Annotated in this window: 26 protein-coding genes; 17 read left to right on the forward strand and 9 right to left on the reverse strand. The window is 68.9% G+C overall.

The window, feature by feature from the left end:
- Positions 1-35: 35 nt before the first annotated feature.
- Positions 36-1,790 (forward strand): proline--tRNA ligase, encoded by a 1,755-nt coding sequence (locus G6N53_RS15135; RefSeq protein ID WP_163889637.1) that lies wholly within the window; start codon positions 36-38, stop codon positions 1,788-1,790.
- Between the two features lie 6 nt (positions 1,791-1,796).
- On the opposite strand, the gene G6N53_RS15140 is transcribed toward G6N53_RS15135, so the two are convergent.
- Positions 1,797-2,282, reverse strand: a complete 486-nt coding sequence (locus G6N53_RS15140) for a ferritin-like domain-containing protein (protein ID WP_163889639.1) — start codon at positions 2,280-2,282, stop codon at positions 1,797-1,799.
- On the reverse strand, positions 2,279-2,815 hold the full coding sequence (locus G6N53_RS15145; RefSeq protein WP_205390561.1) for a hypothetical protein: 537 nt from the start codon (positions 2,813-2,815) through the stop codon (positions 2,279-2,281). Before G6N53_RS15145 ends, G6N53_RS15140 begins: the two co-directional genes overlap by 4 nt.
- 165 nt (positions 2,816-2,980) lie before the next feature.
- On the opposite strand from G6N53_RS15145, the gene rimP reads away from it, so the two are divergent.
- From rimP to G6N53_RS15180, 7 genes are all read left to right on the forward strand, one after another.
- Entirely contained in the window at positions 2,981-3,514 is a 534-nt protein-coding gene (rimP, locus tag G6N53_RS15150; RefSeq protein ID WP_163889643.1) for a ribosome maturation factor RimP, read from the forward strand.
- Positions 3,511-4,578, forward strand: a complete 1,068-nt coding sequence (gene nusA / locus G6N53_RS15155) for a transcription termination factor NusA (RefSeq protein WP_163889645.1) — start codon at positions 3,511-3,513, stop codon at positions 4,576-4,578. The genes rimP and nusA overlap by 4 nt, the downstream gene beginning before the upstream one ends.
- A gap of 94 nt (positions 4,579-4,672) precedes the next feature.
- Positions 4,673-5,008: a YlxR family protein gene (locus tag G6N53_RS15160; RefSeq protein WP_237166747.1), complete on the forward strand. Its 336-nt coding sequence runs from the start codon at positions 4,673-4,675 to the stop codon at positions 5,006-5,008.
- A gap of 101 nt (positions 5,009-5,109) precedes the next feature.
- On the forward strand, positions 5,110-7,854 hold the full coding sequence (gene infB, locus G6N53_RS15165) for a translation initiation factor IF-2 (RefSeq protein ID WP_163889647.1): 2,745 nt from the start codon (positions 5,110-5,112) through the stop codon (positions 7,852-7,854).
- 12 nt (positions 7,855-7,866) lie between these two features.
- The gene (gene rbfA / locus G6N53_RS15170) at positions 7,867-8,382 is read left to right on the forward strand and encodes a 30S ribosome-binding factor RbfA (RefSeq protein ID WP_163889649.1); all 516 of its coding nucleotides are present in this window, start codon (positions 7,867-7,869) and stop codon (positions 8,380-8,382) included.
- Positions 8,339-9,355 (forward strand): DHH family phosphoesterase, encoded by a 1,017-nt coding sequence (locus tag G6N53_RS15175; protein ID WP_371870828.1) that lies wholly within the window; start codon positions 8,339-8,341, stop codon positions 9,353-9,355. Before rbfA ends, G6N53_RS15175 begins: the two co-directional genes overlap by 44 nt.
- Positions 9,348-10,712, forward strand: coding sequence for an MATE family efflux transporter (locus G6N53_RS15180; RefSeq protein WP_163889651.1), 1,365 nt, complete (start codon positions 9,348-9,350; stop codon positions 10,710-10,712). Before G6N53_RS15175 ends, G6N53_RS15180 begins: the two co-directional genes overlap by 8 nt.
- Before the next feature lie 12 nt (positions 10,713-10,724).
- On the opposite strand, the gene G6N53_RS15185 is transcribed toward G6N53_RS15180, so the two are convergent.
- On the reverse strand, positions 10,725-11,345 hold the full coding sequence (locus G6N53_RS15185; RefSeq protein ID WP_163889653.1) for a class I SAM-dependent methyltransferase: 621 nt from the start codon (positions 11,343-11,345) through the stop codon (positions 10,725-10,727).
- A gap of 46 nt (positions 11,346-11,391) precedes the next feature.
- Between G6N53_RS15185 and G6N53_RS15190 the strand changes: the two genes are divergently transcribed.
- Positions 11,392-11,823, forward strand: a complete 432-nt coding sequence (locus G6N53_RS15190) for a MerR family transcriptional regulator (RefSeq protein ID WP_163889655.1) — start codon at positions 11,392-11,394, stop codon at positions 11,821-11,823.
- A gap of 17 nt (positions 11,824-11,840) precedes the next feature.
- On the opposite strand, the gene G6N53_RS15195 is transcribed toward G6N53_RS15190, so the two are convergent.
- Positions 11,841-12,614: an enoyl-CoA hydratase gene (locus tag G6N53_RS15195; protein ID WP_163889657.1), complete on the reverse strand. Its 774-nt coding sequence runs from the start codon at positions 12,612-12,614 to the stop codon at positions 11,841-11,843.
- A gap of 45 nt (positions 12,615-12,659) precedes the next feature.
- Here G6N53_RS15195 and G6N53_RS15200 point away from each other — a divergent pair, with 45 nt between their 5' ends.
- Together G6N53_RS15200 and G6N53_RS15205 are read left to right on the forward strand one after the other, a co-directional pair.
- Complete coding sequence (locus tag G6N53_RS15200; protein ID WP_163889659.1) at positions 12,660-12,926, forward strand: DUF2277 domain-containing protein; 267 nt, start codon at positions 12,660-12,662, stop codon at positions 12,924-12,926.
- The gene (locus tag G6N53_RS15205) at positions 12,923-13,483 is read left to right on the forward strand and encodes a DUF1802 family protein (RefSeq protein ID WP_163889661.1); all 561 of its coding nucleotides are present in this window, start codon (positions 12,923-12,925) and stop codon (positions 13,481-13,483) included. The genes G6N53_RS15200 and G6N53_RS15205 overlap by 4 nt, the downstream gene beginning before the upstream one ends.
- On the opposite strand, the gene G6N53_RS15210 is transcribed toward G6N53_RS15205, so the two are convergent.
- Both G6N53_RS15210 and G6N53_RS15215 read right to left on the reverse strand, forming a co-directional pair.
- Positions 13,472-15,142: a CocE/NonD family hydrolase gene (locus tag G6N53_RS15210; protein ID WP_371870829.1), complete on the reverse strand. Its 1,671-nt coding sequence runs from the start codon at positions 15,140-15,142 to the stop codon at positions 13,472-13,474. The genes G6N53_RS15205 and G6N53_RS15210 overlap by 12 nt on opposite strands.
- Before the next feature lie 10 nt (positions 15,143-15,152).
- Complete coding sequence (locus tag G6N53_RS15215) at positions 15,153-15,782, reverse strand: TetR/AcrR family transcriptional regulator (RefSeq protein WP_163889664.1); 630 nt, start codon at positions 15,780-15,782, stop codon at positions 15,153-15,155.
- Positions 15,783-15,828: 46 nt separating this feature from the next.
- Between G6N53_RS15215 and G6N53_RS15220 the strand changes: the two genes are divergently transcribed.
- Positions 15,829-16,962, forward strand: coding sequence for a sulfotransferase family protein (locus tag G6N53_RS15220; RefSeq protein ID WP_163889666.1), 1,134 nt, complete (start codon positions 15,829-15,831; stop codon positions 16,960-16,962).
- Positions 16,952-18,040, forward strand: coding sequence for a DUF7064 domain-containing protein (locus G6N53_RS15225; RefSeq protein ID WP_163889668.1), 1,089 nt, complete (start codon positions 16,952-16,954; stop codon positions 18,038-18,040). Before G6N53_RS15220 ends, G6N53_RS15225 begins: the two co-directional genes overlap by 11 nt.
- Before the next feature lie 7 nt (positions 18,041-18,047).
- Here the strand turns inward: G6N53_RS15225 and G6N53_RS15230 are convergent, their stop codons facing one another.
- Positions 18,048-18,632, reverse strand: a complete 585-nt coding sequence (locus G6N53_RS15230) for a DUF3558 domain-containing protein (protein WP_163889670.1) — start codon at positions 18,630-18,632, stop codon at positions 18,048-18,050.
- 154 nt (positions 18,633-18,786) lie between these two features.
- On the opposite strand from G6N53_RS15230, the gene pptH reads away from it, so the two are divergent.
- From pptH to truB, 3 genes are read left to right on the forward strand one after another with little or no spacing between them, the layout of a single operon-like run.
- Entirely contained in the window at positions 18,787-19,737 is a 951-nt protein-coding gene (gene pptH / locus G6N53_RS15235; protein WP_163889672.1) for an ACP phosphodiesterase PptH, read from the forward strand.
- Positions 19,734-20,411: a 4'-phosphopantetheinyl transferase PptT gene (gene pptT / locus G6N53_RS15240; RefSeq protein ID WP_163889674.1), complete on the forward strand. Its 678-nt coding sequence runs from the start codon at positions 19,734-19,736 to the stop codon at positions 20,409-20,411. The genes pptH and pptT overlap by 4 nt, the downstream gene beginning before the upstream one ends.
- Positions 20,408-21,298, forward strand: a complete 891-nt coding sequence (truB, locus tag G6N53_RS15245; protein ID WP_163889676.1) for a tRNA pseudouridine(55) synthase TruB — start codon at positions 20,408-20,410, stop codon at positions 21,296-21,298. The genes pptT and truB overlap by 4 nt, the downstream gene beginning before the upstream one ends.
- A 79-nt stretch (positions 21,299-21,377) precedes the next feature.
- Here truB and G6N53_RS15250 read toward each other — a convergent pair whose 3' ends face one another.
- Positions 21,378-21,809 (reverse strand): type II toxin-antitoxin system Rv0910 family toxin, encoded by a 432-nt coding sequence (locus tag G6N53_RS15250; RefSeq protein WP_163889678.1) that lies wholly within the window; start codon positions 21,807-21,809, stop codon positions 21,378-21,380.
- Between the two features lie 49 nt (positions 21,810-21,858).
- Entirely contained in the window at positions 21,859-22,971 is a 1,113-nt protein-coding gene (locus G6N53_RS15255) for an MCE family protein (RefSeq protein WP_163895927.1), read from the reverse strand.
- A 346-nt stretch (positions 22,972-23,317) separates the two neighbouring features.
- Between G6N53_RS15255 and G6N53_RS15260 the strand changes: the two genes are divergently transcribed.
- A complete protein-coding gene (locus G6N53_RS15260; protein ID WP_163889680.1) occupies positions 23,318-25,873 on the forward strand; it encodes an Ig-like domain-containing protein in 2,556 nt (851 codons plus the stop codon).
- The last annotated feature ends 98 nt before the right edge of the window (positions 25,874-25,971 follow it).

The following is a 25,971-nucleotide window of genomic DNA, read 5'->3' on the forward strand; positions in this document are numbered from 1 at the left end:
CGCCCGATTCACCCGCATCAGTAAGGTTGTCCGCTGTGATCACCCGCATGTCCGAGCTGTTCCTGCGCACGCTGCGAGACGACCCCGCCGACGCCGAGGTGCCGAGCCACAAGTTGCTCATCAGGGCCGGCTACGTGCGTCCGGTCGCTCCCGGCCTGTACAGCTGGCTGCCGCTGGGGCTGCGGGTGCTGCGCAAGATCGAATCCGTCGTCCGCAGCGAGATGAACGCCATCGGCGGACAGGAGATCCTGTTCCCGGCGCTGTTGCCGCGCGGTCCGTACGAGACGTCGAACCGGTGGACCGAGTACGGCGACGGTGTCTTCCGGCTGAAGGACCGCCGCGGCAACGACTACATGCTCGGCCCCACGCACGAGGAGTTCTTCACGCTGACCGTCAAGGGCGAGTACTCGTCCTACAAGGACTTCCCGCTGCGGCTCTACCAGATCCAGACGAAGTACCGCGACGAAGCGCGGCCACGCGCGGGAATCCTGCGCGGCCGCGAGTTCATCATGAAGGACTCGTACTCGTTCGACGTCGACGACGAGGGGCTCGAGAACGCCTATTACGCCCATCGCGACGCCTATCAGCGGATCTTCGAGCGCCTGGCGGTGCGCTACGTGATCGTGTCGGCGGTGTCGGGCGCAATGGGCGGCAGTGCCTCCGAGGAGTTCCTGGCAGAAAGCGACGTGGGGGAGGACACCTACGTCCGCTGTCCCGAATCCGGCTACGCCGCCAACGTCGAAGCGGTGATCACCGCCAGGCCGGATTCCATCCCGTTCGACGGGCTGCCCGAGCCGGTGGAGTACGACACCGGTGACACGCCGACGATCGCGACGCTCGTCGAGTGGGCCAACGGCGCGGGCCTCGGCCGCGACGTCACGGCCGCGGACACGCTCAAGAACGTGCTCCTCAAGGTGCGCCAGCCCGGCGGGGAATGGGAGCTGCTCGCCGTCGGCGTGCCCGGTGACCGCGACGTCGACGACAAGCGCCTCGGCGCCGCACTGGAACCGGCGGAGTACTCGATGCTCGACGACGCCGATTTCGCCAAGTATCCGTTTCTGGTCAAGGGTTACATCGGCCCGAAGGGGCTGCTGGCCAACGGTGTTCGTTACCTGGTGGACCCGCGGATCGTCGACGGGACATCCTGGATCACCGGTGCCGACAAGCCGGGTCGCCACGTGGTCGGGCTGGTCGCCGGGCGCGACTTCACCCCCGACGGCACCATCGAGGCCGCCGAGGTGCGCGAGGGTGACCCCTCACCCGACGGCGCGGGCACCCTGGTGGCGGCGCGGGGCATCGAGATCGGACACGTGTTCCAGCTCGGTCGCAAGTACACCGATGCGTTCACCGCCGACGTGCTCGGTGAGGACGGCAAGCCGGTGCGCCTGACGATGGGCAGCTACGGCGTCGGGGTGTCCCGGTTGGCGGCGGTGATCGCCGAACAGCACCACGACGAGCTCGGGCTGCGCTGGCCTTCGTCGGTCGCGCCGTTCGACGTGCACGTGGTCATCGCCAACAAGGACGCCGACGCGCGCACCGGGGCCACCCAACTCGCCGCCGACCTCGACGGCCGGGGCCTCGAGGTGCTGCTCGACGACCGGAAGTCCTCACCTGGGGTGAAGTTCAAGGACGCGGAACTGCTCGGGGTGCCGTGGATCGTGGTGGTGGGCCGCGGCTGGGCCGACGGGGTGGTCGAGTTGCGCGACCGGTTCACCGGTGACAAACGCGAGGTCCCGGTTGATGCGGCGGTCGGCGACATCGTCGCCGCCGTCACGGCGCCCCGCGGATAGCGGGAGCTACTCGGTTCCGCCGGGGAACGCAACGGTGGTCGCGGTGTCGCCGCGGATGCGCCGCCAGCGTGCCGCGGTGACCGCACACTCGGTCAGCGCCGTGACGCCGAAGGCCCGCACCGTCTCATCGGTCGCCTGTTCCACGACGGCCCGCCAGGCGGTGGCCGCGTCCTGCTCCATCGTCACCGCGAGATTGGCGGCGTCGGCGGGCGTGTCGACCTCCATCGGCATCGAGTACCCGGCCGCCGGCAGCGGGGGAGCCACCTCTCGTTCCTCGAGGATCGTGATGGCCGCCTCGCGCCTGGTCCGATGCTCATCCATCGCATCGGCCACCAGGTAGTTGCGGTCGAACGTGGAGTGCGCCGACACCAACCCGTAGCCGTAGATGGTGGCGTGCTCGGTGGCGACCGCGTCGAACAGCGCGCCCTCGGCGGCATCGTCCGGCCGTGTCGGCAGTGCGGGCTCGGAGGTCGGTGAGGTCGGTGAGGTCACGGTGCCCCGCCGATCGGTGTCAACGCCACGCTGAAAGCTGCCGTGCACGCAGCGCAGATCGACGCGAGCAGCCCGGCGCGATAGCCGGACAGCGCGGCGGCGGCCTGTGCGGCACTGTCGGCCGACACCCGCAGCGCGCCGATCACGTCCTCGACGGTGGGCTCGGGCAGCACGGTGGACGACGCTGACGCCGACGTCGTCGTCGTGGTGGTGACACTCGTGGTCGGGGCGTGGCCCGTCATCCGGACGATCTCCTCACCGAGCGCTTCGGCGTGTGCCGCCCGCTCGGCGGCGACCTCGGTCAGCGCGTCCGCGACGGAGCCACGCGCGGTCGCGGCGACCTCGGTGGCCAGCCGGCTGTCGGCCCGGGCGCGGTCCAGCGCGGTGGTGAGTTCGTCCAGATCCGGTGGGGGTGGGGCGGTGCCGCAGGCCACCGACGTCGTCGTGGTCGCCGCGAACAGGGCCAGAGCCGCCGCACCGGCCAGCACGCGTCGTCGGCTGACGATCGGCGGACGGCTCGGCACGAGCAACATCCTGCCATTGCCGGGGCGGCGGCTTGGGGGCGTCATCGGTGTCGCATCGATTTACGTCATTCGGGTCGAGGACGCTGGCGTATCGTGGAGTGTCGGGTCCGGGGACCGTGTTCACACGAAACCCCTGCGAACCGTGTCCGGACAACTCAAGACGAGGAGCTCACCGTGGCGGAGCGGTCTACGGCACTGCCGTCGCAACGACAGGTGATCGAACTGCTCGACGGGGAGTTCGCGCGCACCGGATTCGACATCGAGGACGTGGTGATCGACACCGCCGCGCGTCCGCCCCGGATCACGGTGATCGCCGACGGTGACGACGGCCTGGACCTGGACGCGGTGGCCGAACTGTCCCGGGCGGCCTCGGCGTTGCTCGACGAACTGGACACCGCGCCCTACGTACTCGAGGTCACCTCGCCGGGCGTGGAGCGCCCGCTGACCACAGAGAAGCATTTCCGCCGGGCTCGCGGCCGCAAGGTGGAACTGACGCTGTCCGACGGATCGACGCTGACGGGACGGCTGGGCGCGGTCCGCGGATCCACCGTCGACCTCGTGTTGCGCGAACGCGCCCGCGGGGAGTTCGTCGTCCGCGACATCGCTCTCGGCACCATCACCAACGCTGTTGTCCAGGTGGAGTTCTCGCCGCCGAATCCGCACGAGCTGGAACTGGCGGGCCAATCCGGAAAGGAGGCCTCAACGTGAACATCGACATGGCGGCCCTGCACGCCATCGAGGCCGACAAGGGAATCACCGTCGACGTCGTGGTCGACACCATCAAGTCGGCACTGCTGACCGCATACCGGCACACCGAAGGTCATCAGGCCGACGCGCGGATCGACATCGACCGCAAGACCGGCATCGTCAAGGTGATGGCCCGCGAGACCGACGCCGACGGCAACCTTCTGCACGAATGGGATGACACCCCTGAGGGTTTCGGCCGCATCGCGGCCACCACCGCACGCCAGGTGATCCTGCAGCGGCTCCGCGACGCCGAGAACGAGAAGAACTACGGCGAGTTCGCGGCCCGCGAGGGCGACATCGTCGCCGGGGTCATCCAGCGCGACTCGCGGGCGAACGCCCGCGGCCTGGTGGTCGTCCGGATGGGCAGCGAGACCAAGGGATCCGAAGGCGTCATCCCCGCCGCCGAACAGGTTCCCGGCGAACGCTACGAGCACGGGGACCGGTTGCGCTGCTACGTCGTCGGGGTGTCCCGCGGTGCCCGGGAACCACTCATCACCTTGTCGCGCACCCATCCCAATCTGGTACGCAAGCTGTTCTCGCTGGAGGTCCCCGAGATCGCCGACGGTTCGGTGGAGATCATCGCGGTGGCCCGGGAGGCCGGCCACCGCTCCAAGATCGCCGTCACGTCCCGGATGCCGGGCCTCAACGCCAAGGGCGCCTGCATCGGCCCGATGGGGCAGCGGGTGCGCAACGTGATGAGTGAGCTGTCCGGCGAGAAGATCGACATCATCGACTTCGACGAGGACCCTGCCCGATTCGTGGCCAACGCCCTGTCGCCGGCCAAGGTCGTCTCGGTGTCGGTCATCGACGAGGCTGCACGCGCCGCCCGGGTGATCGTTCCGGACTTCCAGCTGTCACTGGCGATCGGCAAGGAAGGGCAGAACGCCCGCCTGGCGGCCAGGCTGACCGGTTGGCGCATCGACATCCGCAGCGACGACGACGCGTCGGTGGACCCGGCCGCCCGTCCGCCGGGTCGGCCCCAGCCCAATCCGGGCGCTGCGCACGGGGCCGTGGGCGAGCGCTGACGCGCCGCGCCCGCCGGCTTTCGGTACCGATTTTCTTTTCGGTGCTGCGGTGACGGTAGACTCAGCTGTGATCCAGCGCGAGACATCGGCTCGGATGCAGAAAAACACCGTCGAACCTCCGGGTGGACCAGTGCGGACCTGCATCGGATGCCGAAAACGAGAGCTGGCCGTCGAATTGCTTCGAGTTGTTGCTGTCGATGGCGGGGATGGCCCTGGGAATGACGCCAGTGCCGTGACCGTTGACGCAGCAGGAACGCTCCCGGGGCGTGGTGCGTGGCTGCATCCCGACCCCGAGTGTCTTCAAGCGGCAGTTCGTCGGCGGGCGTTCGGCCGAGCGTTGCGGATCACCGGTACACCGGACATCACCGCGGTGACCGAGCGTTTCCCGGACTCGGGGGCACTCGATCCACGGCGGCAACAGGACAGGTAGCGAAGAACATGAGCACACCGTGAAGTCTCGATGACCATGCGTCATAGCTAAACCGAGGCGCGGCGCCCACCACCGCTGTCGCCTCCCAGACAGGAGATGTAGTGGCAGGTAAGGCCCGCGTGCACGAGTTGGCTAAAGAACTCGGTGTCACCAGCAAGGAAGTTCTCGCCCGACTGAACGAACAGGGCGAATTCGTCAAATCGGCGTCGTCGACGGTCGAGGCGCCCGTCGCCCGCCGGCTGCGTGAGTCGTTCGGCGGCTCGAAACCCGCAGCCGAAAAGGTCAAGAGCGACGGCAACGGTTCCGCCGTCAAGCCCGCTGCGCCCAAGCCGGCAGCACCCAAACCGGCTGCGCCGCCGGCCGCCCAGGAGCCCGCCGCGCCGCCGGCCCCCGCAGCGCCACCCGAGGCGCCCCCGGCACCGCCCACACCTGCTGCGCCCGCAGCCTCCGCGTCGCCGGCCCCGCCGACGCCCGGTCCGGCGCCGACCCCGGGCCCGCGTCCCGGTCCGGTGCCCGGCGGAGCCCCCAAGCCCGCACCGCGCACCCCGCGCGTCGGCAACAACCCGTTCTCATCGCAACAGCCGGTCGAGCGGCCGGCACCGCGACCCCAGGCCCCTCGGCCAGGAGCCGGCCCCGGCGGTCCGCGCCCCGGCGGCGGCCCGCGTCCGGGAGCAACCCCCGGCAACATGCCGCCCCGGCCGGCAGGTGCCCGGCCGACCCCGGGCGGCGGCCCACGACCCGGCAGCGGTCCACGACCCGGACCCGGCGCCCGCGGACCCGGAGCTGGTGGTCCCGGCGGTCGTCCCGGTGGTGGCGGCGGCGGTAACTACCGCGGCGGCGGCCCCGGCGGTGGCGGCGGCGCACCCGCAGGAGGCGGCGGTTTTCGCGGCCGTCCCGGCGGTGGCGGTCGTCCCGGTCAGCGCGGCGGAGCCGCAGGTGCGTTCGGTCGTCCCGGCGGGGCCCCCAAGCGGGGCCGCAAGTCGAAGCGGGCAAAACGCGCCGAGTACGAGAACATGCAGGCACCGGTCGTCGGCGGCGTGCGGTTGCCACACGGCAATGGTGAGACCATCCGGCTGGCCCGTGGCGCATCGCTGATGGACTTCGCCGAGAAGATCGACGCCAACCCGGCCTCGCTGGTTCAGGCGCTGTTCAACCTCGGTGAGATGGTCACCGCCACCCAGTCGGTGGGCGACGACACCCTGGAGTTGCTCGGCAACGAGATGAACTACAAGGTCCAGGTCGTCTCACCAGAGGACGAGGACCGCGAACTGCTGCAGTCCTTCGACCTCACCTACGGCGAGGACGAGGGCGGCGAGGAGGACCTCGAGTTCCGCCCGCCGGTGGTCACCGTCATGGGTCACGTCGACCACGGCAAGACCCGGCTGCTGGACACGATCCGCGACGCCACCGTCCGCGAGGGCGAGGCCGGCGGCATCACCCAGCACATCGGCGCCTACCAGGTGCTCACCGAGCTGGACGGCAGCGAGCGGCTGATCACCTTCATCGACACCCCGGGTCACGAGGCGTTCACCGCCATGCGTGCCCGCGGTGCGAAGGCCACCGACATCGCGATCCTGGTGGTCGCCGCCGACGACGGCGTCATGCCGCAGACGGTGGAGGCGATCAACCACGCGCAGGCAGCCGATGTGCCGATCGTCGTCGCCGTCAACAAGATCGACGTGGAAGGTGCCGACCCGGCCAAGATCCGCGGCCAGCTCACCGAGTACGGCCTGGTGGCCGAGGACTTCGGTGGCGACACGATGTTCGTCGACATCTCGGCCAAGCAGGGCACCAACATCGACGCCCTGCTGGAAGCGGTGATCCTGACCGCCGACGCGGCCCTGGACCTGCGCGCCAACCCGGACATGGAGGCCCAGGGTGTGGCCATCGAGGCACACCTGGACCGCGGCCGCGGACCCGTCGCCACCGTGCTGATCCAGCGCGGCACCCTGCGGGTCGGCGACTCGATCGTCGCCGGCGACGCGTACGGCCGGGTTCGACGGATGGTCGACGAGCACGGCGAGGATGTCGCGGAGGCGCTGCCGTCGCGGCCGGTGCAGGTCGTCGGCTTCACCTCGGTGCCCGGCGCGGGCGACAACCTGTTGGTGGTCGACGAAGACCGCATCGCCCGGCAGATCGCCGACCGGCGCAGTGCGCGCAAGCGCAACGCGCTGGCTGCCCGCAGCCGCAAGCGGATCAGCCTCGACGATCTGGACGCAGCGCTGAAGGAAACCAGCCAGCTGAACCTGATCCTCAAGGGCGACAACTCGGGCACCGTGGAGGCGCTCGAGGAGGCCTTGCTCGGGATCGAGATCGACGACGAGGTGGAGCTGCGCGTCATCGACCGCGGTGTCGGTGGCGTCACCGAGACCAACGTCAACCTGGCGTCGGCGTCGAACGCCATCATCATCGGGTTCAACGTGCGCGCCGAGGGCAAGGCCACGGAACTGGCCAACCGCGAGGGCGTCGACATCCGGTACTACTCGGTGATCTACCAGGCGATCGACGAGATCCAGAGCGCGCTCAAGGGCATGCTCAAGCCGGTCTACGAGGAGAAGGAGCTCGGCCGCGCCGAGATCCGGGCGATCTTCCGGTCGTCGAAGGTCGGCAACATCGCCGGCTGCCTCGTCCAGTCGGGCATCATGCGGCGTAACGCCAAGGCGCGCTTGTTGCGCGACAACACCGTGGTCGCCGAGACCGTCACGATCTCGTCGCTCAAGCGGGAGAAGGACGACGCCACCGAGGTGCGCGAGGGTTACGAATGCGGTCTGACGCTGACGTACTCCGACATCAAGGAGGGCGACGTCATCGAAGCCTACGAGCTCGTGGAGAAGGCCCGTGACTAGGAGGCGAGCACCATGGTCGACGTAGGACGGGCGCGCCGGCTGTCCAAGCGCATCGGCACGGTTGTCGCCACGGCCATCGAGTTCGAGATCAAGGATCCCCCGTTGGCCTTCGTGACCGTCACGGACACGAAGGTCACGGGAGACCTGCACGACGCCACCGTGTATTACACGGTGCGCGGCGAGACGCTGGCCGACGAACCCGACTACGCTGCCGCGGCGGCGGCGCTGGAGCGCGCCAAGGGCACGCTGCGCAGCAAGGTCGGAGCCGCGACCGGGGTGCGCTTCACGCCGACGCTGGCGTTTGTGCTCGACAAGGTGCCGGAAACCTCCGCGCACATGGAGGAACTGCTGGCGCGCGCGCGGGCGGCAGATGAGGATTTGGCGAGAGTTCGGCAAGGAGCCAAGCACGCCGGCGACGCGGACCCGTACCGTGTAACCGGGGTGGAGGACACGGCAGACCTGGGGCCGGACTCTGAGGACACGGGTGACCGCAACAGAGACAGTGACCGCAACAGAGACGGCGACTGACGCGCTGGTGACCGGTGCGCGCGTCGACGCGCGCGGCGCAGCTGAACTGCTGGCGGCGGTCGGTTCCGTCAGCGTGGTCTGTCACGTCTTCCCCGACGCCGACACCATCGGGGCGGGGCTGGCGTTGGCGCTGGTGCTCGACCACGCGGGCAAGGATGTCGCGGTCAGCTTCGCCGAGCCGGCCCAGTTGCCCGAGTCGCTGCAGTCGCTGCCCGGCGGCCATCTGCTGGTGGCGCCCGAGGCGCTGAGTCCGGACGCCGACCTGGTGATCACCGTGGACATCCCCAGCGTGAACCGGCTCGGCGCGTTGCGTGATCACGCCGCGCCCGGGCGTCAGGTGCTGGTCATCGACCACCACGCCTCCAACCAGATGTTCGGCACCGCGAACTACGTCGACCCGTCGGCCGACTCGACCACCATGCTGGTGGCCGACCTGCTGGACGCCTGGGACAAGCCGATCGACCCGGATGTCGCGCACTGCCTGTACGCGGGACTGACCACCGACACCGGCTCGTTCCGGTGGGCCAGTGCCCGCGCGCACCGGCTGGCCGCACGTCTGGTCGAGCTGGGCGTCGACAACGCGGCCATCAGCCGCACCCTGCTCGACACCCACCCGTTCGCGTGGTTGCCCATGCTGTCCCGGGTGCTGGGATCGGCGCGGCTGGTGGCCGACGCTGCCGGCGGTCGCGGTCTGGTGTACGCCGTCGTTCCCCACGGTGAGTGGGCCGGCGCCAGACCGGAAGAGGTGGAGAGCATCGTCGACATCGTGCGAACCACCGAGCAGGCCGAGGTCGCGGCGGTGTTCAAGGAGATCGAGCCGGGCAACTGGTCGGTGTCGATGCGCTCGAAGTCGATGGACCTCGCATCGGTCGCCAGCGCATTCGGCGGCGGCGGTCACCGTCTCGCCGCCGGTTACTCGGCCGTCGGACCCGCCGACGACGTGGTGTCGGCGCTCGTCAGTTCCCTTGGCTGATCCCGTCAGCGGCTCCGTCACCGGTGCGCACGGAGAACCTGTGCCGGCGGCGACCGGCCGTCGCATCGCTGCCCTGGCTTTCCCGGCGCTGGGTGTGCTCGCCGCCGAACCTCTCTACCTGCTGTTCGACCTGGCCATCATCGGGCGCCTCGGCGCGGTCGATCTGGCCGGTCTGGCCATCGGCGCGCTGGTCATGGGTGTGCTGAGCTCTCAACTGACGTTCCTGTCCTACGGCACCACGGCACGCGCCGCGCGGTTCTACGGGGTCGGTGACCGGGCCGCCGCCGTCGGGGAGGGAGTGCAGGCGACGTGGCTGGCCCTCGGCATCGGCACCACCATCGTGGTCGCCGTTCAGGTGGGCGCGGAACCGTTGGTTTCGGTGCTGGCCGGCGGGTCCGGCGGCGGCGAGATCGCCGCGGCGGCGCTGCCCTGGGTCCGCATCGCCAGCCTGGCGGTGCCCGCCATCCTGGTCGCCGCCGCGGGCAACGGCTGGATGCGCGGCGTGCAGGACACCGTGCGCCCGCTGCGCTTCGTGGTATTCGGGTTCGCGGTCTCGGCGGTGCTGTGCCCGCTGCTGGTGTACGGCTGGCTCGGTGCCCCGGAACTCGGGCTCGCCGGATCGGCGGTGGCCAACCTGATCGGCCAGTGGCTGGCCGCCGGGCTGTTCTTCAGGGCACTGTTCGTCGAGAAGGCCCCGCTGCGGCTGCAACCGCCGGTGCTGCGCGCCCAGGTGGTGATGGGCCGCGACCTGGTGCTGCGGACCCTGGCGTTTCAGGCGTGCTTCGTCTCCGCCGGTGCGGTGGCCGCCCGGTTCGGCGCGGCCGCCGTGGCAGCCCATCAGGTCGTGCTGCAGCTGTGGAGTTTCCTTGCCCTGGTGCTCGATTCGTTGGCCATCGCGGCGCAGTCACTGGTCGGTGCGGCCCTCGGAGCGGGGCAGTTGGCACACGCGAAGTCGGTGGCGTGGCGGGTGACGATCTTCTCCACCGTCTCCGGCCTCGCCCTGGCGGCGATGTTCGCGCTGGGCTCCTCGACGCTGCCCGGGGTCTTCACCGACGACCGGTCGGTGCTCGACGAGATCGGCGTGCCTTGGTGGTTCCTGGTGGCTCAGTTGCCGGTCGCCGGAATCGTCTTCGCGATCGACGGGGTGCTGCTGGGGGCGGGGGACGCCAGGTTCATGCGTAACGCGACACTGGTCAGCGCCCTGGTCGGCTTCCTGCCGTTGATCTGGTTGTCGCTGGCCTACGGGTGGGGCCTGCTGGGAATCTGGGCGGGACTGAGCACCTTCATGGTGCTGCGCCTGGTCTTCGTCGGCTGGCGGGTGCTCTCCGGGCGCTGGCTGGTGCCCGGCACCGGCTGAGTCCCCCGAGCGTCAGGGCCTCGTGCCGCGCACCACCCAGACGTCTCGGCGGCCGACGCGGTCACCGCGCACCTGCACGTCGACCAGGCCTGCGGTGCGGCACAGCTCCGCAAAGGACTGCGCCTGCTCGGCGGTCCAGCCATGGCTGGCGAACCCGGTGGCGTTCGGCGGCGACTGGCGTTCGACGGCAAGCAACCGGCCGCCGGATGTGAGCACGCGGTGCGCCTCGGCGAGTGCCCGGGTGACGTCCTGCCAGTGGTGCACCGTGGCCAGCGACCACACGACCGTCGCCGAGGCGTCAGGTACCGGCAGGGCCTCCGCGGTGCCCTCGGCCCACGTGATGTCGGTAGCTGCGCGGGTGACCACCCTGGCCAGCCGCAACATCGACGTCGCCGGGTCGACGCCGGTGACCGCTGCGCCGCGGCGCGCGGCCGTCCTGGCCGCCGTTCCGGGACCGCAGCCGATGTCGACGACGCGGTCGGTGGCGCTGACCTGGGCGAGGTCGGCGGCCAGTCGGGCGTTGCCGCGGCCCGTGAGCAGGAAGATCACCCCGAACAGCGTCCCGGTGACACCGGTGAAGCCGGGGTGATCGCCATGGTGGTTGACCGCCGGAGTAGTCGAATCATCGCTCATGGAATAGACCTTGCCCGTTCAAGGCGGGTTGAAGTCAAATGGCGTGATGGACGTGATTTCGATCGGCGAAGCCGCGTCGCGGTTGCAGATGACGCCGTCGGCGTTGCGGTACTACGACGACCGCGGCCTGGTGCGCCCGCGGTCGAGGCGATCCGGCAGACGGATGTACGGGCTCGAGGAGCTGCGCCGGCTGGCGTTCCTCAAGATCGTGCACCGGCTGGGCCTGCCGCTGGACACCGCGGCCGCCGTGCTCGACGACCCGAGTGAGCAGTGGCGCGACACAGTTCGCCGGCAGATCGACGAACTCGACCGGGTGATCGCGCAGGCGCGCGCCGCGCAGCAGTTCCTCACCCACGCGTTGCACTGTCCGGCCGAGCACCCGGCCCGGCAGTGCGCCACCATGACCGGGGCCCTGGACCGACTGCTCGACGGCATGAGCGTGGAACAGCTTGCCGCCGAGCACACCCCGGACGAATGAGCGGGTGCGCCTGCGCCTCAGCGCACCTGTGAGCGGCCGCGTTCGATGACCGAGCTGCGGCTGGCGGCGATGTCGTCGCCGGACGCGCTGCTCATCCATGCGCGGGCGGCGTCGGCCTCCAACCACAGCGCCGCGCCGTTCTGGGCGTCGTCGATGTGGTGGTAGGAGGCCAGCAGCGCCCGGACCGCCCGCTGGTTGTTGCCGACGATCGAGGTGGCGATCTGGCGGGCGGTGTCGAGCAGGTCGCCGTGCGGCACCACCTGGGTGACGAGTCCGGCGCGCAGCGCATCCTCGGCAGACAGATAGTCGCCGGTCATGCTCATCCGCCGGGCCATCCCGACGCCCACCTTCTGCGGCAACCGCACCGACAGCCCCCAGGTGGGCAGCAGGCCGACCCGGGCGTGGGTGTCGGCGAAGCGGGCCGCCTCCGAAGCGATCAGGATGTCGCAGTAGAGCGCGATCTCCAGACCGCCGGTCACCGCCGCCCCGTTGATGGCGCCGATGACGGGTTTGGTCATCGCCGGCCATTTGGGTGAGATGTCGGGAAGGTCGGTGGTGTCGCCGAGTTCCTTGAGGTCCAGGCCGGCGCAGAAGACCGGGTCTGCTCCGGTGACGATGACGACGTCGACGGTGTCGTCGGCCTGGGCCTCGCGCAGCGCGCCGAAAAGCCGGGTGCGCAAGGCCGACGACAGCGCGTTACGGGCACCGGGTCGATTCAGCGTCAGCGTCCGGATCCGGTCGCGGGTGTCGACCAGCAGGATGTCGGTGCCGGGGTCTGCGGGGGTGCTCATCCGCTCACCGTATCGGCCGCGGCGTTCGGGCCTATCGTGGAGGTCATGTGTCGAAACATCACCGAGCTCCGTGGGCTGGAGCCGGCCGCGACAGCCGAGGAGATCGAAGCCGCGGCGCGCCAGTACATCCGCAAGGTCAGCGGTATCACCCGGCCCTCGGGAGCCAACGTCGAGGCGTTCGAGTCTGCCGTCGCCGAGGTCACGGCCACCACGGCGCGGCTCCTCGCCGACCTGCAGCCGCGCCGGCAACCGCCGAAAACCGTTCCGCCGCTTCGTCGTCCCGAGGTGCGCGCCCGCCTCGGGCTCGGATGACTGCCACGCTGACCACTCTGGCCCTCAAGGAATGGAGCGCTGTCGTGCACGCGCTGCTCGAGGGCAGGCAGACGGTGCTGCTGCGCAAGGGCGGCATCGGCGAGAAGCGTTTCGAGGTTGCGGCGTCGCGGTTCCTGCTGTTCCCGACGGTGGCGCACAGCCACGCTGAGCGGGTGCGCCCCGAGCACCGGGAGTTCCTCGGGCCCGCCGCGGCGGACAGCACCGAGGACGAGGTGGTGCTGCGAGCGGGGGCCCGGGTCGTGGCCGCGGTCGAGGTCGGTCAACCGGACAGGCTGGACGACATTGCGCCGCTGCACATCTGGACGGCCGACTCGGTGCGCGCCGACCGCCTCGACTTCAGGCCGCGGCACCGGCTGACGGTGCTGGTCGTCTCCGCGGCGCCGCTGGCCGAGCCGGTCCGGCTGGTGCGAACCCCGGACTACCGCGGCTGCTCGAGTTGGGTGCAGCTGCCGGTAGATCCCGAATGGGGCGCGCCGGTGCACGACGACGCGGCGCTGGACGAGATCGCCACCCGGGTGCGTCGTTCAGTCGGCTGAGGGTGGCCGCTTTCCGGCGGGCAGGATCAGCCGCGAGGAGGCGCCGAGATGCACGGTATGCCGCGCCGTGGCCAGTCTGGTCCCGGTGGCCGCGGATTCGCCGGTGCCGAGGTTGCGCAGAAAGCGTGGGTGCGAGCCGCCGGCGATGAGCACGCGGATGCGGGAGCCGGCTGGAAACGTCCGGGCGAGGGCGTCGAGTTCGATGCGCACGGTGCCGGAATCGGGGGCTGCGGCGAGGTATCCGTCGCTGACGTTGCGTGAGCCGCCGTGCTCGTCGACCTGACTGATCCGCACGAACAGGTCGTTGTACGGGTTGGCGCAGGTGTGTTCGAGCTCCAGCACCGGCGTCCCGACCACGTACAGATCGTCCGGCAGCGGGTCACCGGTGAACGTCAGGACGTCGGCGCGGCGTGCCAATGACGTGTCGTCGCGGTAACCGCCCACCGGGGACAGCAGTCGGCCACCGACGGTGGGTGTCGGGTCGGCGGGGTTGTAGACGAACGTCGCGGTGTCCGGGGCGGGCGCAGCGCCGGACAGGGCGCCGCCCGGCTGCAGGTACAGCACCTGTTCGGGCATCGGCGGCGGCCAGTCGGCCAGTTCGAGCCAGCCCCGGCCGTCGAGGTGGATGCGTACCGGTGCCTGCCGCTGTTCGGGCGCACCGGCCAGGTGGGTGTCGAGCCAGTCCAGCGATTCGCGGATCGCGGACGGGGCGGCCTTGGTCATCATGTGTCCGTGTGTCCACGGACCGATCGTCATCGCGGTGGTGACGCCGCGGGCACGGAGTCGTCGGTACTGCTCGAGGGTCTGCTCGAGGAACAGGTCCTGCCAGCCGGACAGCAGCAGCACCGGGATCTCGGCCCGGTCCAGCGCGTCGCCCAGGTGCAATCTGGTCCAGAACGGATCGTCGGCCTGCGGGTGTTCCAGCCACGACTCGAACCATGGGGCGCCGTCGCCGAGGAGCGTGCGGCTGGACTCTGCGAGCGGCAGGCCCAGCGCGGCCTTGCTCACCAACCGCTGCGCCCGGGCCTGGTGCAGCAGCACACGCAACCGCTGCGGGTCCTCCTGGCGGGCGACCAGATCGCTCCAGCCGAGGAAGTCGTTGAGGCCGAAAGATCCTTCGCCCCAGCGGGGCCCGCTGACATCGTGCGGGCCGACGGTGATCACCGCCGCCGTCATCTCGGGCGGCGGATCGGCGAGCAGCGCCCACTGGGTGAACCCGAGGTACGACAGCCCCAACGTGGCGAATGTGCCGGTGAACCAGGGCTGGGTGCGCAGCCAGGCGACCGTGTCGGCGCCGTCGTCGATCTCGTGCACCATCGGGCTGAATTCGCCGCCGGAGCCGAATGTTCCGCGCACGCTCTGGACGAGCACGTGATAGCCACGCGCGGCGTACACCGAGCCGTACAGTGCAGCGAAGGGCCAGCCGCGGCCGTACGGTCCGCGGACCAGCAGCGTGCCTGCAGGCGTGTCGGTCTGCGGCGCGTAGTGGTCGGCGATCAGGTCGACGCCGTCGCGCATCGGAACCCGCAGCCCGCGGTCCACGACGACGTCGGTGCTCGGCGCGGGCAGGCGCAGCAGCTTGCTCAGCGCGCTCCCGGGGAACTTCGGACGACTCCGCGGCTGCGGGGCCGTGGTCGAGGCTTCAGCGGTTCGGCTCACCTCCGACACGCTACGCAAGCGGGGACTCGCCCTGTTCGATCGCGTGCACGACCTTGGTCATCAGCCAGCCGATCGCCCGGGTGGCGTCTTCGGCGTCGACACCCCACGCGCCCACCAGTTGCTCGTAGGCGGGCACGTTCCACAACACGTCGAGCAGTCCGGCGACCGTGCGCCGTTCGGCGTCGGTGAACTGGGGAGCCGATGTGGACACCGCTCTGCGCAGCGCTTCGCGACGACGCTCGTCGACCGTGACGAACGCCGGATCGCGGGTGGTCTGAACCGACTGACGAACCGAGAAGCGTTGCAGTGACGCAAAAACGCGGGCCGTCATCTCCTCGAGATCGCCGAGGCCGACGTCGTCGTAGCAGACGCCGGCGTCCTCCTCGAGCCGGTGCATGACGGCGTCGTGCAGATGGCGCTCGGTGGGGAAGTGGCGGTAGACGGTGCGTTCGCTGACGCCGGCGCGCGCGGCCACGGCCCGGAACGTCAGTTCCCGCCAATCCCAGCTCTCGAACTCGTGCACCAAGTCGGCGGCCGCGGACACGATGTGCTCGCGGGTCTGCGCGGCCTTCTGCTCGCGGGCGCGGTTGTCATAGCGGCGGCGGGAGGCCGTCGGGGCCATCATTGACGACTCACTCATATTGATGACAGTGTACTGTCACCAATCTGATGTGGAGGTGCCGCCAGTGCCAACACCGGGCGAGTTGCTTGCCGCAGCGGTCGAACGAACCGGACTCGACGATTTCGGTGACGACTCGTTTCGCGAGGGCCTGGAGATCCTGACCGGCGCGCTGTCCCGCGAGGCCCGCCTCAACGCACGCGGCCAAGCGTTCGTCTACGGCCGCATCGGCCTGCACCTGTGCCAACGGTTGCAGGTCGAGGACTGGTACCGCCGCCATCCCGAGATCGGCGACCAACCGATCGTCGCGCCGCTGTTCGGCCTCGGCCTGCCCCGCACCGGCTCGACGGCCCTGTCGTTTCTGCTGGCGCGGGACCCGCACATTCGCTACCTGCGCAGCTGGGAGGCCGCCCAACCCTGCCCCCCGCCGTCCACCGTGCCCGGCGACGACCCGCGGATACCGCCGGAGTTGCGCCCGGCGGTCGCCGGCAGCAGACATCACGTCCCCCACGACATCCAGGGCCCGGCGGAGTGCCTGGACCTGATGGCGCTGGACTTCAAATCGCAGATCTTCCAGGCGTTCGCGCAGGTGCCCACCTACTCCGAGTGGTTGCTCGAGCGTGCCGACTTCACCTCGACGTACCTCTACCAGCGTCGGGTACTGCGGCTGCTGCAGTGGGGCCGGCCGACCCGCCCATGGCGGCTGAAGTCACCGGCCCACCTGCTCTCTGTGCACTCCCTCGGCCGGGTCTTCCCGGACGCGCGCTTCGTGATGACCCATCGTGACCCGACCGACGTGCTGGTGTCGGTGGCCGACGTGTACGCCGACATCGTCGGCGGGTTCAGCGACGACGTCGACCACCGCTACCTCGGTGAGCTCAACGTCATCCAGTGGTCCACGGGCGTCGACCGGACCCTCGCCTTCCGGAGGGCAGGCCGCGACGATCGCTTCTACGACATCGACTTCCGTGCGATGCAGGATGATCCGATCGGTCAGGTGCGCGGTCTGTACGACTGGCTCGGCGAACCGGTGACCGAGGAGTTCGAGAACGGGATGCGGGAGTGGTGGGACGACAACGCCCAGAAGCGCGAACCGCACCCGAAGGCCGAGCCGCAGGTGTTCGGCCTGGACCTGCCCACGATCCGGCCCCGATTCGCCCGGTACGTGGACACCTACTTGGGGAGCTCGGATGCCGATTGACCTCACCGGCGGGATCGACCCCGGACGCGAGTATGTGTTCGCCCGCAGGCCCGACAACCCGGAGATGCGGGACTCGGTCAGTTTCTGGGTGCTCGACGACCGCGGCGAGCTGGGCCTGCCGCGGATCGGCATCGAGGCGGTCGCGTCGAACTGGGACGCGCACCAGATCCAGGTCAACGTCGCCTTCGCCGACGGCCGGGTGTACCGCCTCCGTGACGACGCGGCCAGCAGATCGCCGTTCGGCGCCGGCGGCGCACCCACCGTGTTGGGTGCCGGTCCACTGGTCTTCACCTGCGTCGCACCGTTCGACGAGTGGACGGTGAAGTTCGACGGCCGGGCGGTGCAGACGTCGTCGGCGGAGCTGGTCGCCGGACGCAAGACCGATCCCTCGGTCGACCTGAGCTTCGAGGTCGAGGCCACGATGGCGGTGCCGCCCTGGGTGCAGGGCACCCTGCAGGCCGACGCGGGTTCACAGCTGGCGACGTCGATCGTCGGCGACATGATGGGCGGCCCGCGCTACGAGCAACTGTTCCGGGCCACCGGATCGATGGAGGTGGCCGGGCGCCGGCAGGACTTCTCCGGCAGCGGACTGCGGATCCGTCGCCAGGGTGTCCGCCGGCTCGAGGGCTTCTGGGGCCACTGCTGGCAGTCGGCTCTTTTCGGCAGCGGCCGGGCGTTCGGCTACATCGCGTATCCGCCCCGTCCCGACTCCGCGCGTGTCGGTCTGCGGCACTCCGCGCCGACGTTCAACGAGGGGTACCTGTTCGACGGCCACGGTGACCTGATCGCGGCGCGGGTCGTGCAGGCGCCGTGGCTGACCCGACTGCAGCCCACCGGCGAAGACGTCTCGGTGGTGCTGGAAACCGAACGGGGCACCGTGCGGATCGCGGGGGAGACGGTGCTCTCGACGCACGACATCACCGACCCGGCCGAGGTGCCACCCGAGGCGCTGGCCAAGATGGCGAACTGGACGTTTCCGGCGCTGCAACAGGCCGGGGTGCGCTACCGCTGGGACGGCGAAGAGGCGATCGGCATGCTCGAACGGTCCAGCCCGATGGACCGGATCATCCGCGATTGAACTGCGGTCAGTAGATGTAGAACGGGCTGAGCTCGTGGGCCTTCTGCAGGTTGGTCTGCATGCAGTCCGGGTCGGGCTCGGAGTACACGGGCGCGTAGAACAGCGACTGCTGGATGACGCCGTAGCTGGTCTGGAACGCGACCATGCAGGTGATCCAGTTGCGGTTGTTCCAGTCCGTGGGCTTCATGATCCAGTACTGGGCCGCCCGGTGGCCGTTGATGTCGAGTTCGACGGCGTCGGCGGGCAGGGTCTGTTCATAGGTGCGCCACACGAACGCCTCGACCGCCATCTGGTAGTTGCCGGCGTCGTAGCGGCAGCGCAGGCTGTCTTCCGGGGTCGGCGGGGTGAACGCCAGACCGACCCGCTGGATGACGTCGAGCGGGATGTCGCGGCAGGGGTCGAACGGATCGGGATCCACCACCTCGACGACGGGCGACTTGATGGTGGTGGACATGTTGGTCAGCGGCGCACCGGTGGCTCTGAGCTCCACCCGTTCGGCTGTGAGCGGGGCGGCCGGGTTTGCCTGCCAGACCACCACAACCGCCGCGACCAGCGCACACAGCGCCGAGAGCAGCCGCAGCTTGGCGACCATCGCACCCCCTGATCTCGTGGCGGTGGACTCCGCCGGTTCGGTCCGACCCTGCCGGGAGTGTAGCGGGCGCGGTGGCCCGCCGGAACGGAAACCTAGAACAGGTTCTAGTTGCCGGGAAGTCCCCCACGGCGGGGCACCAGTAGGCTGACCTGTTGTGACCAGTGACGACCGACGGCCGACTTTGTGGGCCGTCAGTGACCTGCATACCGGCCACACCGGCAACAAGCCGGTGACCGAGTCACTGCACCCGGCCTCGCCCGACGACTGGTTGATCGTGGCCGGCGACGTGGCCGAGCGCACCGACGAGATCCGCTGGGCACTGGATCTGCTGCGCAAGCGGTTCGCGAAGGTGATCTGGATACCGGGCAACCACGAGCTGTGGACCACCTCGCGGGACCCGATGCAGATCTTCGGCAAGGCCCGCTACGACTACCTGGTCGACATGTGCGACGAGATGGGGATCGTGACCCCCGAGCACCCGTACCCGGTGTGGACCGAGGAGGGTGGCCCGGCGACCATCGTGCCGATGTTCCTGCTGTACGACTACTCGTTCCTGCCGCAGGGCGCGGGCACCAAAGCCGAGGGTCTGGCGATCGCCAAGGAGCGCAACATCGTCGGGACCGACGAGTACCTGTTGTCGGCGGAGCCGTACTCGACGCGCGACGCGTGGTGCCGGGACCGCGTCGCCTACACCCGAAAGCGGCTCGAGGAACTGGACTGGATGATGCCGACCGTCCAGGTCAACCACTTCCCGATGGTGCGCGAACCCTGCGAGGCGATGTTCTACCCCGAGTTCTCGCTGTGGTGCGGAACCACCGCGACCGCCGACTGGCACACCCGCTACAACGCCGTCTGCTCGGTCTACGGACACCTGCACATCCCACGCACCACCTGGTACGACGGGGTCCGGTTCGAGGAGGTCTCGGTCGGCTACCCGCGGGAGTGGCGGCGCCGCAGGCCTTTTCGCTGGCTACGCCAGATCCTGCCCGACCCGAAATACACCCCGGGCTACCTCAACGAGTTCGGCGGGCACTTCCAGATCACCCAGGAGATGCGCGAGCACGCCGAGAAGATGCAGCAGCGGATCAGGAGCGGCCGGGAATGATCTCGGCGACCCTGCTCGCCGGGGTGCTGCCCGGCTCACTGGACGCGTTGGCGGCCGCGGAGCTGTACACCGATCCCACGGAGCTCGCGCCGCTGCCCGAAGAGGAACCGCTGATCGCGCGGTCGGTGGCCAAGCGGCGCAACGAGTTCATCACCGTGCGGTACTGCGCGCGCCAGGCGCTCGTCGACCTCGGGATGGAGCCGGTGCCGATCCTGAAGGGCGACAAGGGCGAACCATGCTGGCCCGCGGGCATCGTCGGCAGCCTGACGCACTGTGAGGGGTTCCGCGGGGCCGCCGTGGGGCGTCGTGAGGCCGTCCGCACGGTCGGTATCGACGCCGAGCCGCACGACGTACTGCCCAACGGCGTACTCGACGCGATCAGCCTGCCGGTCGAACGGCACGAGCTGCAGGCCATGCCCACCGGCGTGCACTGGGACCGGGTGCTGTTCTGCGCCAAGGAGGCGACGTACAAGGCGTGGTTCCCGCTGACCCACCGGTGGCTGGGCTTCGAGGACGCCCACATCCGATTCGACGTCGACGGGTCGGGGCATGCCGGAACGTTCACCTCACAGATCCTGATCGACCCGGCCGCCGAGTCGGGTCCACCCCTGACCTCGTTGGCCGGGCGGTGGTCGGTGCGCAACGGCATCGCGTTGACGGCGATCGTGCTGTGAACCTCGGTGGCCTCGTCGTGGTGGACAAGCCCGGCGGGCTCACGAGCCACGACGTGGTGGGCCGGTGCCGGCGGATCTTCAGCACCCGCAGGGTCGGGCACGCGGGCACGCTCGACCCGATGGCGACCGGCGTGCTGGTGGTCGGGGTGGAGCGCGCGACCAAGATCCTCGGGCTGCTGACGGCGACCGACAAGTCGTACTCCGCGACGCTGCGGCTGGGGCAGACCACGTCCACCGAGGACGCCGAAGGCGAACTGCTGCAGTCGGTGTCGGCGGCCGATGTGACCGACGCGCAGATCGAGACTGCGGTCGCAGCGCTGCGGGGCGACATCGACCAGATCCCGTCGGCGGTCAGCGCGATCAAGGTCGACGGCAAGCGCGCCTACCAACTGGTGCGCGACGGCCACACCGTGGAGCTGAAGCCGCGCCGGGTGCGGATCGACCGCTTCGACGTGCTCGGCGTGCGGCGCAGTACCGACCCCTCCGGTGTCGTCGATGTCGACGTCGAGGTGGACTGTTCCAGCGGCACCTACATCCGCGCGCTGGCCCGCGATGTCGGTGCCGCCCTCGGCGTCGGCGGGCATCTCACCGCGCTGCGTCGGACGCGTGTCGGTGCGTTCGGCCTCGACCAGGCACGCACCCTCCAACAGCTCGCCGAGGCTCCGCAACTGTCCTACGGCATCGACGAGGCCTGCCTGCAGGCGTTTGCGCGCCGCGACCTCACCGACGCCGAGGCCGAGGACGCGCGCCACGGACGCCCGCTGCCGCCGGCCGGCCTCGACGAGGTGTACGCCGCGACCGCGCCGGACGGCAGCGTCATCGCGTTGCTGCAGGACGGGGAAACCCGCACGAAGTCCGTCGTGGTGGTGCGTCCGGCGACGCTGTAGGCGTTTCGCCGCCGAACGCACGGTTTATGACGGAATCAGGGGGCGGTTTCCATCAGAAACCGTGCTTTCGCGACGGGATTCAGGCGTACAGCGTCTCGAACTGTTCGATCGATTTCTCGATGTCGCCTTTGACCGCGCGGACCGCGGCGGTGCCGATCGGACCGAACAGCGGGGCCCCGCCGAGGTCCATCCGTACCGTGAACGTGCAGCCGTCGCCGGTGGAGGCGACCTTCATCGACAGCTTGTACCGGGTGCCGCCCACGCCTTCGCCGCTGATCTCCAGGGCCGACGGCGGGTCGAACCTGCGCACCGTCCAGGTCACGCGGTTGCGCATCCCCTTGGCTCCGGCCACCCCGACCACCGTCGTGCCCACGTCGAGCTCTTCGGGCAGCTCCGAGCGCCATCCCTGGTGCATGGTCATCCAGTCGCCGAGCGTGTCCAGGTTGGAAGCGTGCTGCCAGGCCTGCTGCGCCGGCATCGGCAGGGACCGCGACAATTCGAGTTTCGCCATGACCGCAGAGCTTAAGCCGTCCCATGGTCAGGACCCGACGAACAGATGGCTACTCGCCGCGCTCCACCAGGGGACCACCGGGGGCGTTGTGCGGATTCGGGGTGAACCGGACGTCGGGAATCATTTCGCTCGGGTTCCGTCCCCATGCCTGCTCCAGGGCCCGCAGCGAGCCTGACAGGGCGGTGCCGGAGAGCCAGCCGTTGTCGAGCGCGCTCAGAGTCAGATCCACGGTGATCGAGGCGTTGATGTAGTCGCCCCTGACCACCTTGCCGATGTTGTCGATCGGGAACGGGTTGGTCACAAGGAAACTCAACGTCTCGACGAGCAGCGGAGCCGAACGTGCGAGCTCGCGAAGCGGACGACGTAACGATTCGAGATTGGCATGGATATCGTCGTTGATCCCCTTCAGACTCGATGTCGCAGCGGCACTGAGCCTGCCCAGCGCGGTGATGGCCTCGCCGATACTGTCCCGGCTGTCAGCGAAATATTCCACCAGCGGCGGAATCTGGGTCAGTACGGTGTCAAGGGTGCTGGCTCGGTTGGCCATGATCGACAACAAGTCGTTGGTCGAGTCGATCGCGCGGGTCACATCGGCTCGCTGCCGGTCGAGCTCGGCGGTGAAAGTGTCCAGTCTGCCGAGGAACTCGCGAATCCGGTCGGCCCGGCCGGTCAGCGCCGCGTTGACTTCGGTTTGGATGGTCTCAAGGTTGTGAATGCCACCGCCGGTGAGGATCGTGGAGATCGCCGCCAGGGTTCGCTCCGTCGTAGGGAACGCCGTTGCGCGGGGCAGCGGAATGGTGTCGCCGTCGCGCAACGGCGTGGGCGACGGGCGCGCGGGGGGCGTCAGTTCGAGGTGCTGGGTGCCGAGAAGCGTGGTCTGCCCGATCGTGGCCGACGCATTGACGGGAAGCATGACATCGGGTTCAAGGTCGACTGTCACGGTGGCGACCCAGTTGATGAGTTCGATCCCGCGGATTCGTCCGACGTAGACGTCGGCAACCCTGACGCGACTGTTGACGTTGAGGGCCAGTGTGTCGGGCATCTGGACATACACCGTCACATGACTGCTGCGGGTACCCGGCCCGCCAGGAAGCGGCACTCCCGCGATTCCCTGCCACGATCCGCAGGCCGACAGGGTGACGGCGACGGCGGCAAGGGCCATCCAGCGTGATAACCACACGATGGAAACATAGACATATGTCGTCTTTTTGTCTAGGTTGTTCGTGATGCCAGGCTGAGAGTCGGGTCACGCGCTGCGCGACAGTTGCAGACAGTCCAGAATGTATTGCGCAGATGGCCGCGAGGCCCCAACGTGGGTGTGGCGCGCGGTTTAATCATCGGACCTAGTAGGCGTTTCACCACCTATTTCGTCTCGTCCATAAGGTTCGTCGCTGCCACTGGGAACGGCCCGGACATCTCCCGAAACTGGCCCTTGACCACAGGCGGACGCTACTTTAGCGTCAATTACATTCACTTCAGTATGACAATTTCGCCCCGACGGAGGATCAATGCCGAACCCTGTCCGCCCACCCCAACCGACGGAACCTCCGGCGAAAGGGGCCACTGCCGCCTCCCACCCGCCCGGAACGATGCTGCAGGCGGTGCGGTACGGGGGTATGGCCCTGGCCCTGGCCTTGGCCGCTGCGTTGACCACCGGCTACGGGGTCGCCGCGGCCGATTCGTCGACCTCGCAAAGTTCCGGCACCTCTCAGGCGGCGTCGGACGCGAAGCACCGTGACACCGATGCCGGCGGCGGTGACCGAAACGATGCCTCCGATGCCTCCGATGCCTCCGATGCCTCCGATGACTCCGATGGCTCCACGGCCTCGGCGGGGAGTGCGCGGGCGAACCCGGCCAGTCGCGAAGACGATGACGGATCGGACGAGTCGGCGGAGCATGAGGCCGACACCGATGGTCTGGAAGCTGAGGCCGAGGTGTCAGGGAACGCCAGCACCAAGTCAGCTCAGTCGGATTCCGTCGTCACCGAGGTCGTCACCGACGTCGGATCCGACGAGGAGCAGCGGGGCGTCGCGGACGTCGAGGAGTCGCAACAGACGACCGAGGCAGTGGCGCCCACAGGGACTGAAGCGTCGGTCGACGAGGTGGTGCTGAACCCTGCATCGTCCGCGCCGACGGAGTCCTGGACCTCCAGCGAAACGCACAGGGACGTGCCCGCGATCGGAGTGTCGTCCCTCGCTCCCGAGCCGACCCGACAGCCGGCCGAGTCGCCGGTCGCCTGGACGCTCCTCGCATGGGTGCGGCGCAATTTTTTCAACCAGGCACCGGTCGTCCACTACAACCCGTCGAGCAATGTCCAGAGTTCGCTGGGAGTCGTCACCGGTAGCCTCGGCGCAACGGATCCCGAGGGGGACACGCTCAAGTACATGATCACGAGCAAGCCGCAACACGGCACGGTAGTCGTCGATCAGGCCGCCGGAACGTTCACCTACACACCGAATCTCGAGTACGCGCAAGCAGGCGGAACGGACGTATTCGTGGTGCGTGTCACCGACGGCAAGCTGAACCTTCTACATTTCCTGCGGCCCGACTTCGGCATCCCGCGGGTGAAGGTCGGCGTCGACGTAGCATCGATACTTCCCAGCGCCGACCGGTTCATCGTTCCGCTGCCCGATTCCGTGGACCAACCGCAGAATCCTGTGTATACGGCCGACGGCAAAGCGATCGTCTTCAGGGCCACTCCGGCTGGGGCCTCGCGTTCGGAGATCTACCGCGTCAACCCTGACGGGACCGCACCGCAGTGCTTGACCTGCGGTCTGGCGCCGGAACTCACCACTAACCTGTCGAAGCCTTTTGTGTTCGACGATGGCAATAGGATCCTCCTGAGTTCGGGAACTCAATCCGATACCGGCGGGGAGACTGCCGACCACTACGTGCTCGAATGTTCGGGCGGAGTCAATACCTGTGGTTCCGGGACAATGTTGGTCAAGATCACGGTACCTACCAATGTCCCGGCGAATGTTGTTGTCATTCAGAGGCAGCGGGAACTTCGCGTAGCTCCCGATGGACTGCATGTCGGGTTCACCCAACTCCTCGGTTCCGGCACAGTAGCCCAGTTGGTGTCCAGCGTGGGCAGGCTGGAACGCACCGAGACCGAATACCTCATCGTCGACGCGCACGTCGTCTATGTGGGAGGTGAGCTGAAGAACTTCACCTCGGATGGCAAGGGTGTGATTGTCACCGACTTCTCCGGCAGGTACGAGGCGGGTAACGCCGACAACGTCCTGGTGAATCTCAGCGAAGGAACCGTCGCCCGGCTTACCGCGAACCTCGACTATGACGAATCGGTTGACGTGTCCCCGAATGGGCAGTGGTTGGCCGTCGGAAGTTCACGGACGCTGGACTACCTGACACCGATGTCGCAGGTCGTACGGCCGACATTCGTGCCCGCCTACGTGGTCTTCCCGACGTTCCAGGCCAAGAAGGGCTCACTCAACCAAGCCTGGGTCGTTTCTCGTGACGACGAGTTGGCAGGCGAGAACGGCATTTATCTCGGTGACACGACAGGACTGTACAACTCGGTGCCGGTCGCGAACTGGAGTCCCGACGGCGCCCAGATCGCGTTCTGGGAGCGCAGCAAGACAGACCCGGCCGATACTCGACTGGTGCTCGCCACGCTGCGCAACATCGACGGGGGGACGCGAGCCCTCGACGTATCCACACCTGACGTGTCGGCATGGGCGACCCCGCTGTCGTCGGTGAGCGTCAAGGCCACCCCGACGGAGCCGTCCCGCCCCGGCAAGGTTGGTGGCAGCGCGGTGGTGACATCAGTCAAGGCGGGCAACATCACCACCATGACCGTGGTCTATACCGACTTCGAGGACGAGCAGGGCTTCATCCTCAACGGGACGGAGACGACCGTCGCCAATGCCACGTTGACGAACATCACCTACAACGCGCACATCGTGGTGACTGGCAGTGACGGAAGTGAGCGCGGCTACCTGACGGCCGAGAACGTCAAGATCGTCAACCAACTGAGCATGACCGGGGTGATCGAATCCTCGGTCGACGGTAACCAACTGGTGATGGGAACACCAGTGGTGTGAGCGGATGACTCCAGGCGACCTGCTGCACGAGTTGGCCTGTTCCAGCTAGGTCAGTGACGGCGCAGCCCGGACCACGGTAGCGGTGCGCCTGTGCAGGT

Origin of the sequence: Mycolicibacterium hippocampi, assembly GCF_010723735.1 — a bacterium.
Classification (GTDB): Bacteria; Actinomycetota; Actinomycetes; order Mycobacteriales; family Mycobacteriaceae; genus Mycobacterium; species Mycobacterium hippocampi.

Coding starts and splice junctions, on each gene's coding strand:
- rbfA (WP_163889649.1), top strand. CDS start 7,867: ATGGTCGACGTAGGACGGGCGCGCCGGCTGTCCAAGCGCATCGGCACG.
- G6N53_RS15215 (WP_163889664.1), bottom strand. CDS start 15,782: ATGAGTGAGTCGTCAATGATGGCCCCGACGGCCTCCCGCCGCCGCTAT.
- G6N53_RS15205 (WP_163889661.1), top strand. CDS start 12,923: ATGACTGCCACGCTGACCACTCTGGCCCTCAAGGAATGGAGCGCTGTC.
- G6N53_RS15230 (WP_163889670.1), bottom strand. CDS start 18,632: ATGGTCGCCAAGCTGCGGCTGCTCTCGGCGCTGTGTGCGCTGGTCGCG.
- pptT (WP_163889674.1), top strand. CDS start 19,734: ATGATCTCGGCGACCCTGCTCGCCGGGGTGCTGCCCGGCTCACTGGAC.
- G6N53_RS15160 (WP_237166747.1), top strand. CDS start 4,673: ATGCAGAAAAACACCGTCGAACCTCCGGGTGGACCAGTGCGGACCTGC.
- G6N53_RS15195 (WP_163889657.1), bottom strand. CDS start 12,614: ATGAGCACCCCCGCAGACCCCGGCACCGACATCCTGCTGGTCGACACC.
- G6N53_RS15145 (WP_205390561.1), bottom strand. CDS start 2,815: ATGTTGCTCGTGCCGAGCCGTCCGCCGATCGTCAGCCGACGACGCGTG.
- G6N53_RS15185 (WP_163889653.1), bottom strand. CDS start 11,345: ATGAGCGATGATTCGACTACTCCGGCGGTCAACCACCATGGCGATCAC.
- G6N53_RS15260 (WP_163889680.1), top strand. CDS start 23,318: ATGCCGAACCCTGTCCGCCCACCCCAACCGACGGAACCTCCGGCGAAA.
- G6N53_RS15255 (WP_163895927.1), bottom strand. CDS start 22,971: ATGGCCCTTGCCGCCGTCGCCGTCACCCTGTCGGCCTGCGGATCGTGG.
- G6N53_RS15225 (WP_163889668.1), top strand. CDS start 16,952: ATGCCGATTGACCTCACCGGCGGGATCGACCCCGGACGCGAGTATGTG.
- G6N53_RS15190 (WP_163889655.1), top strand. CDS start 11,392: ATGGACGTGATTTCGATCGGCGAAGCCGCGTCGCGGTTGCAGATGACG.
- G6N53_RS15200 (WP_163889659.1), top strand. CDS start 12,660: ATGTGTCGAAACATCACCGAGCTCCGTGGGCTGGAGCCGGCCGCGACA.
- G6N53_RS15250 (WP_163889678.1), bottom strand. CDS start 21,809: ATGGCGAAACTCGAATTGTCGCGGTCCCTGCCGATGCCGGCGCAGCAG.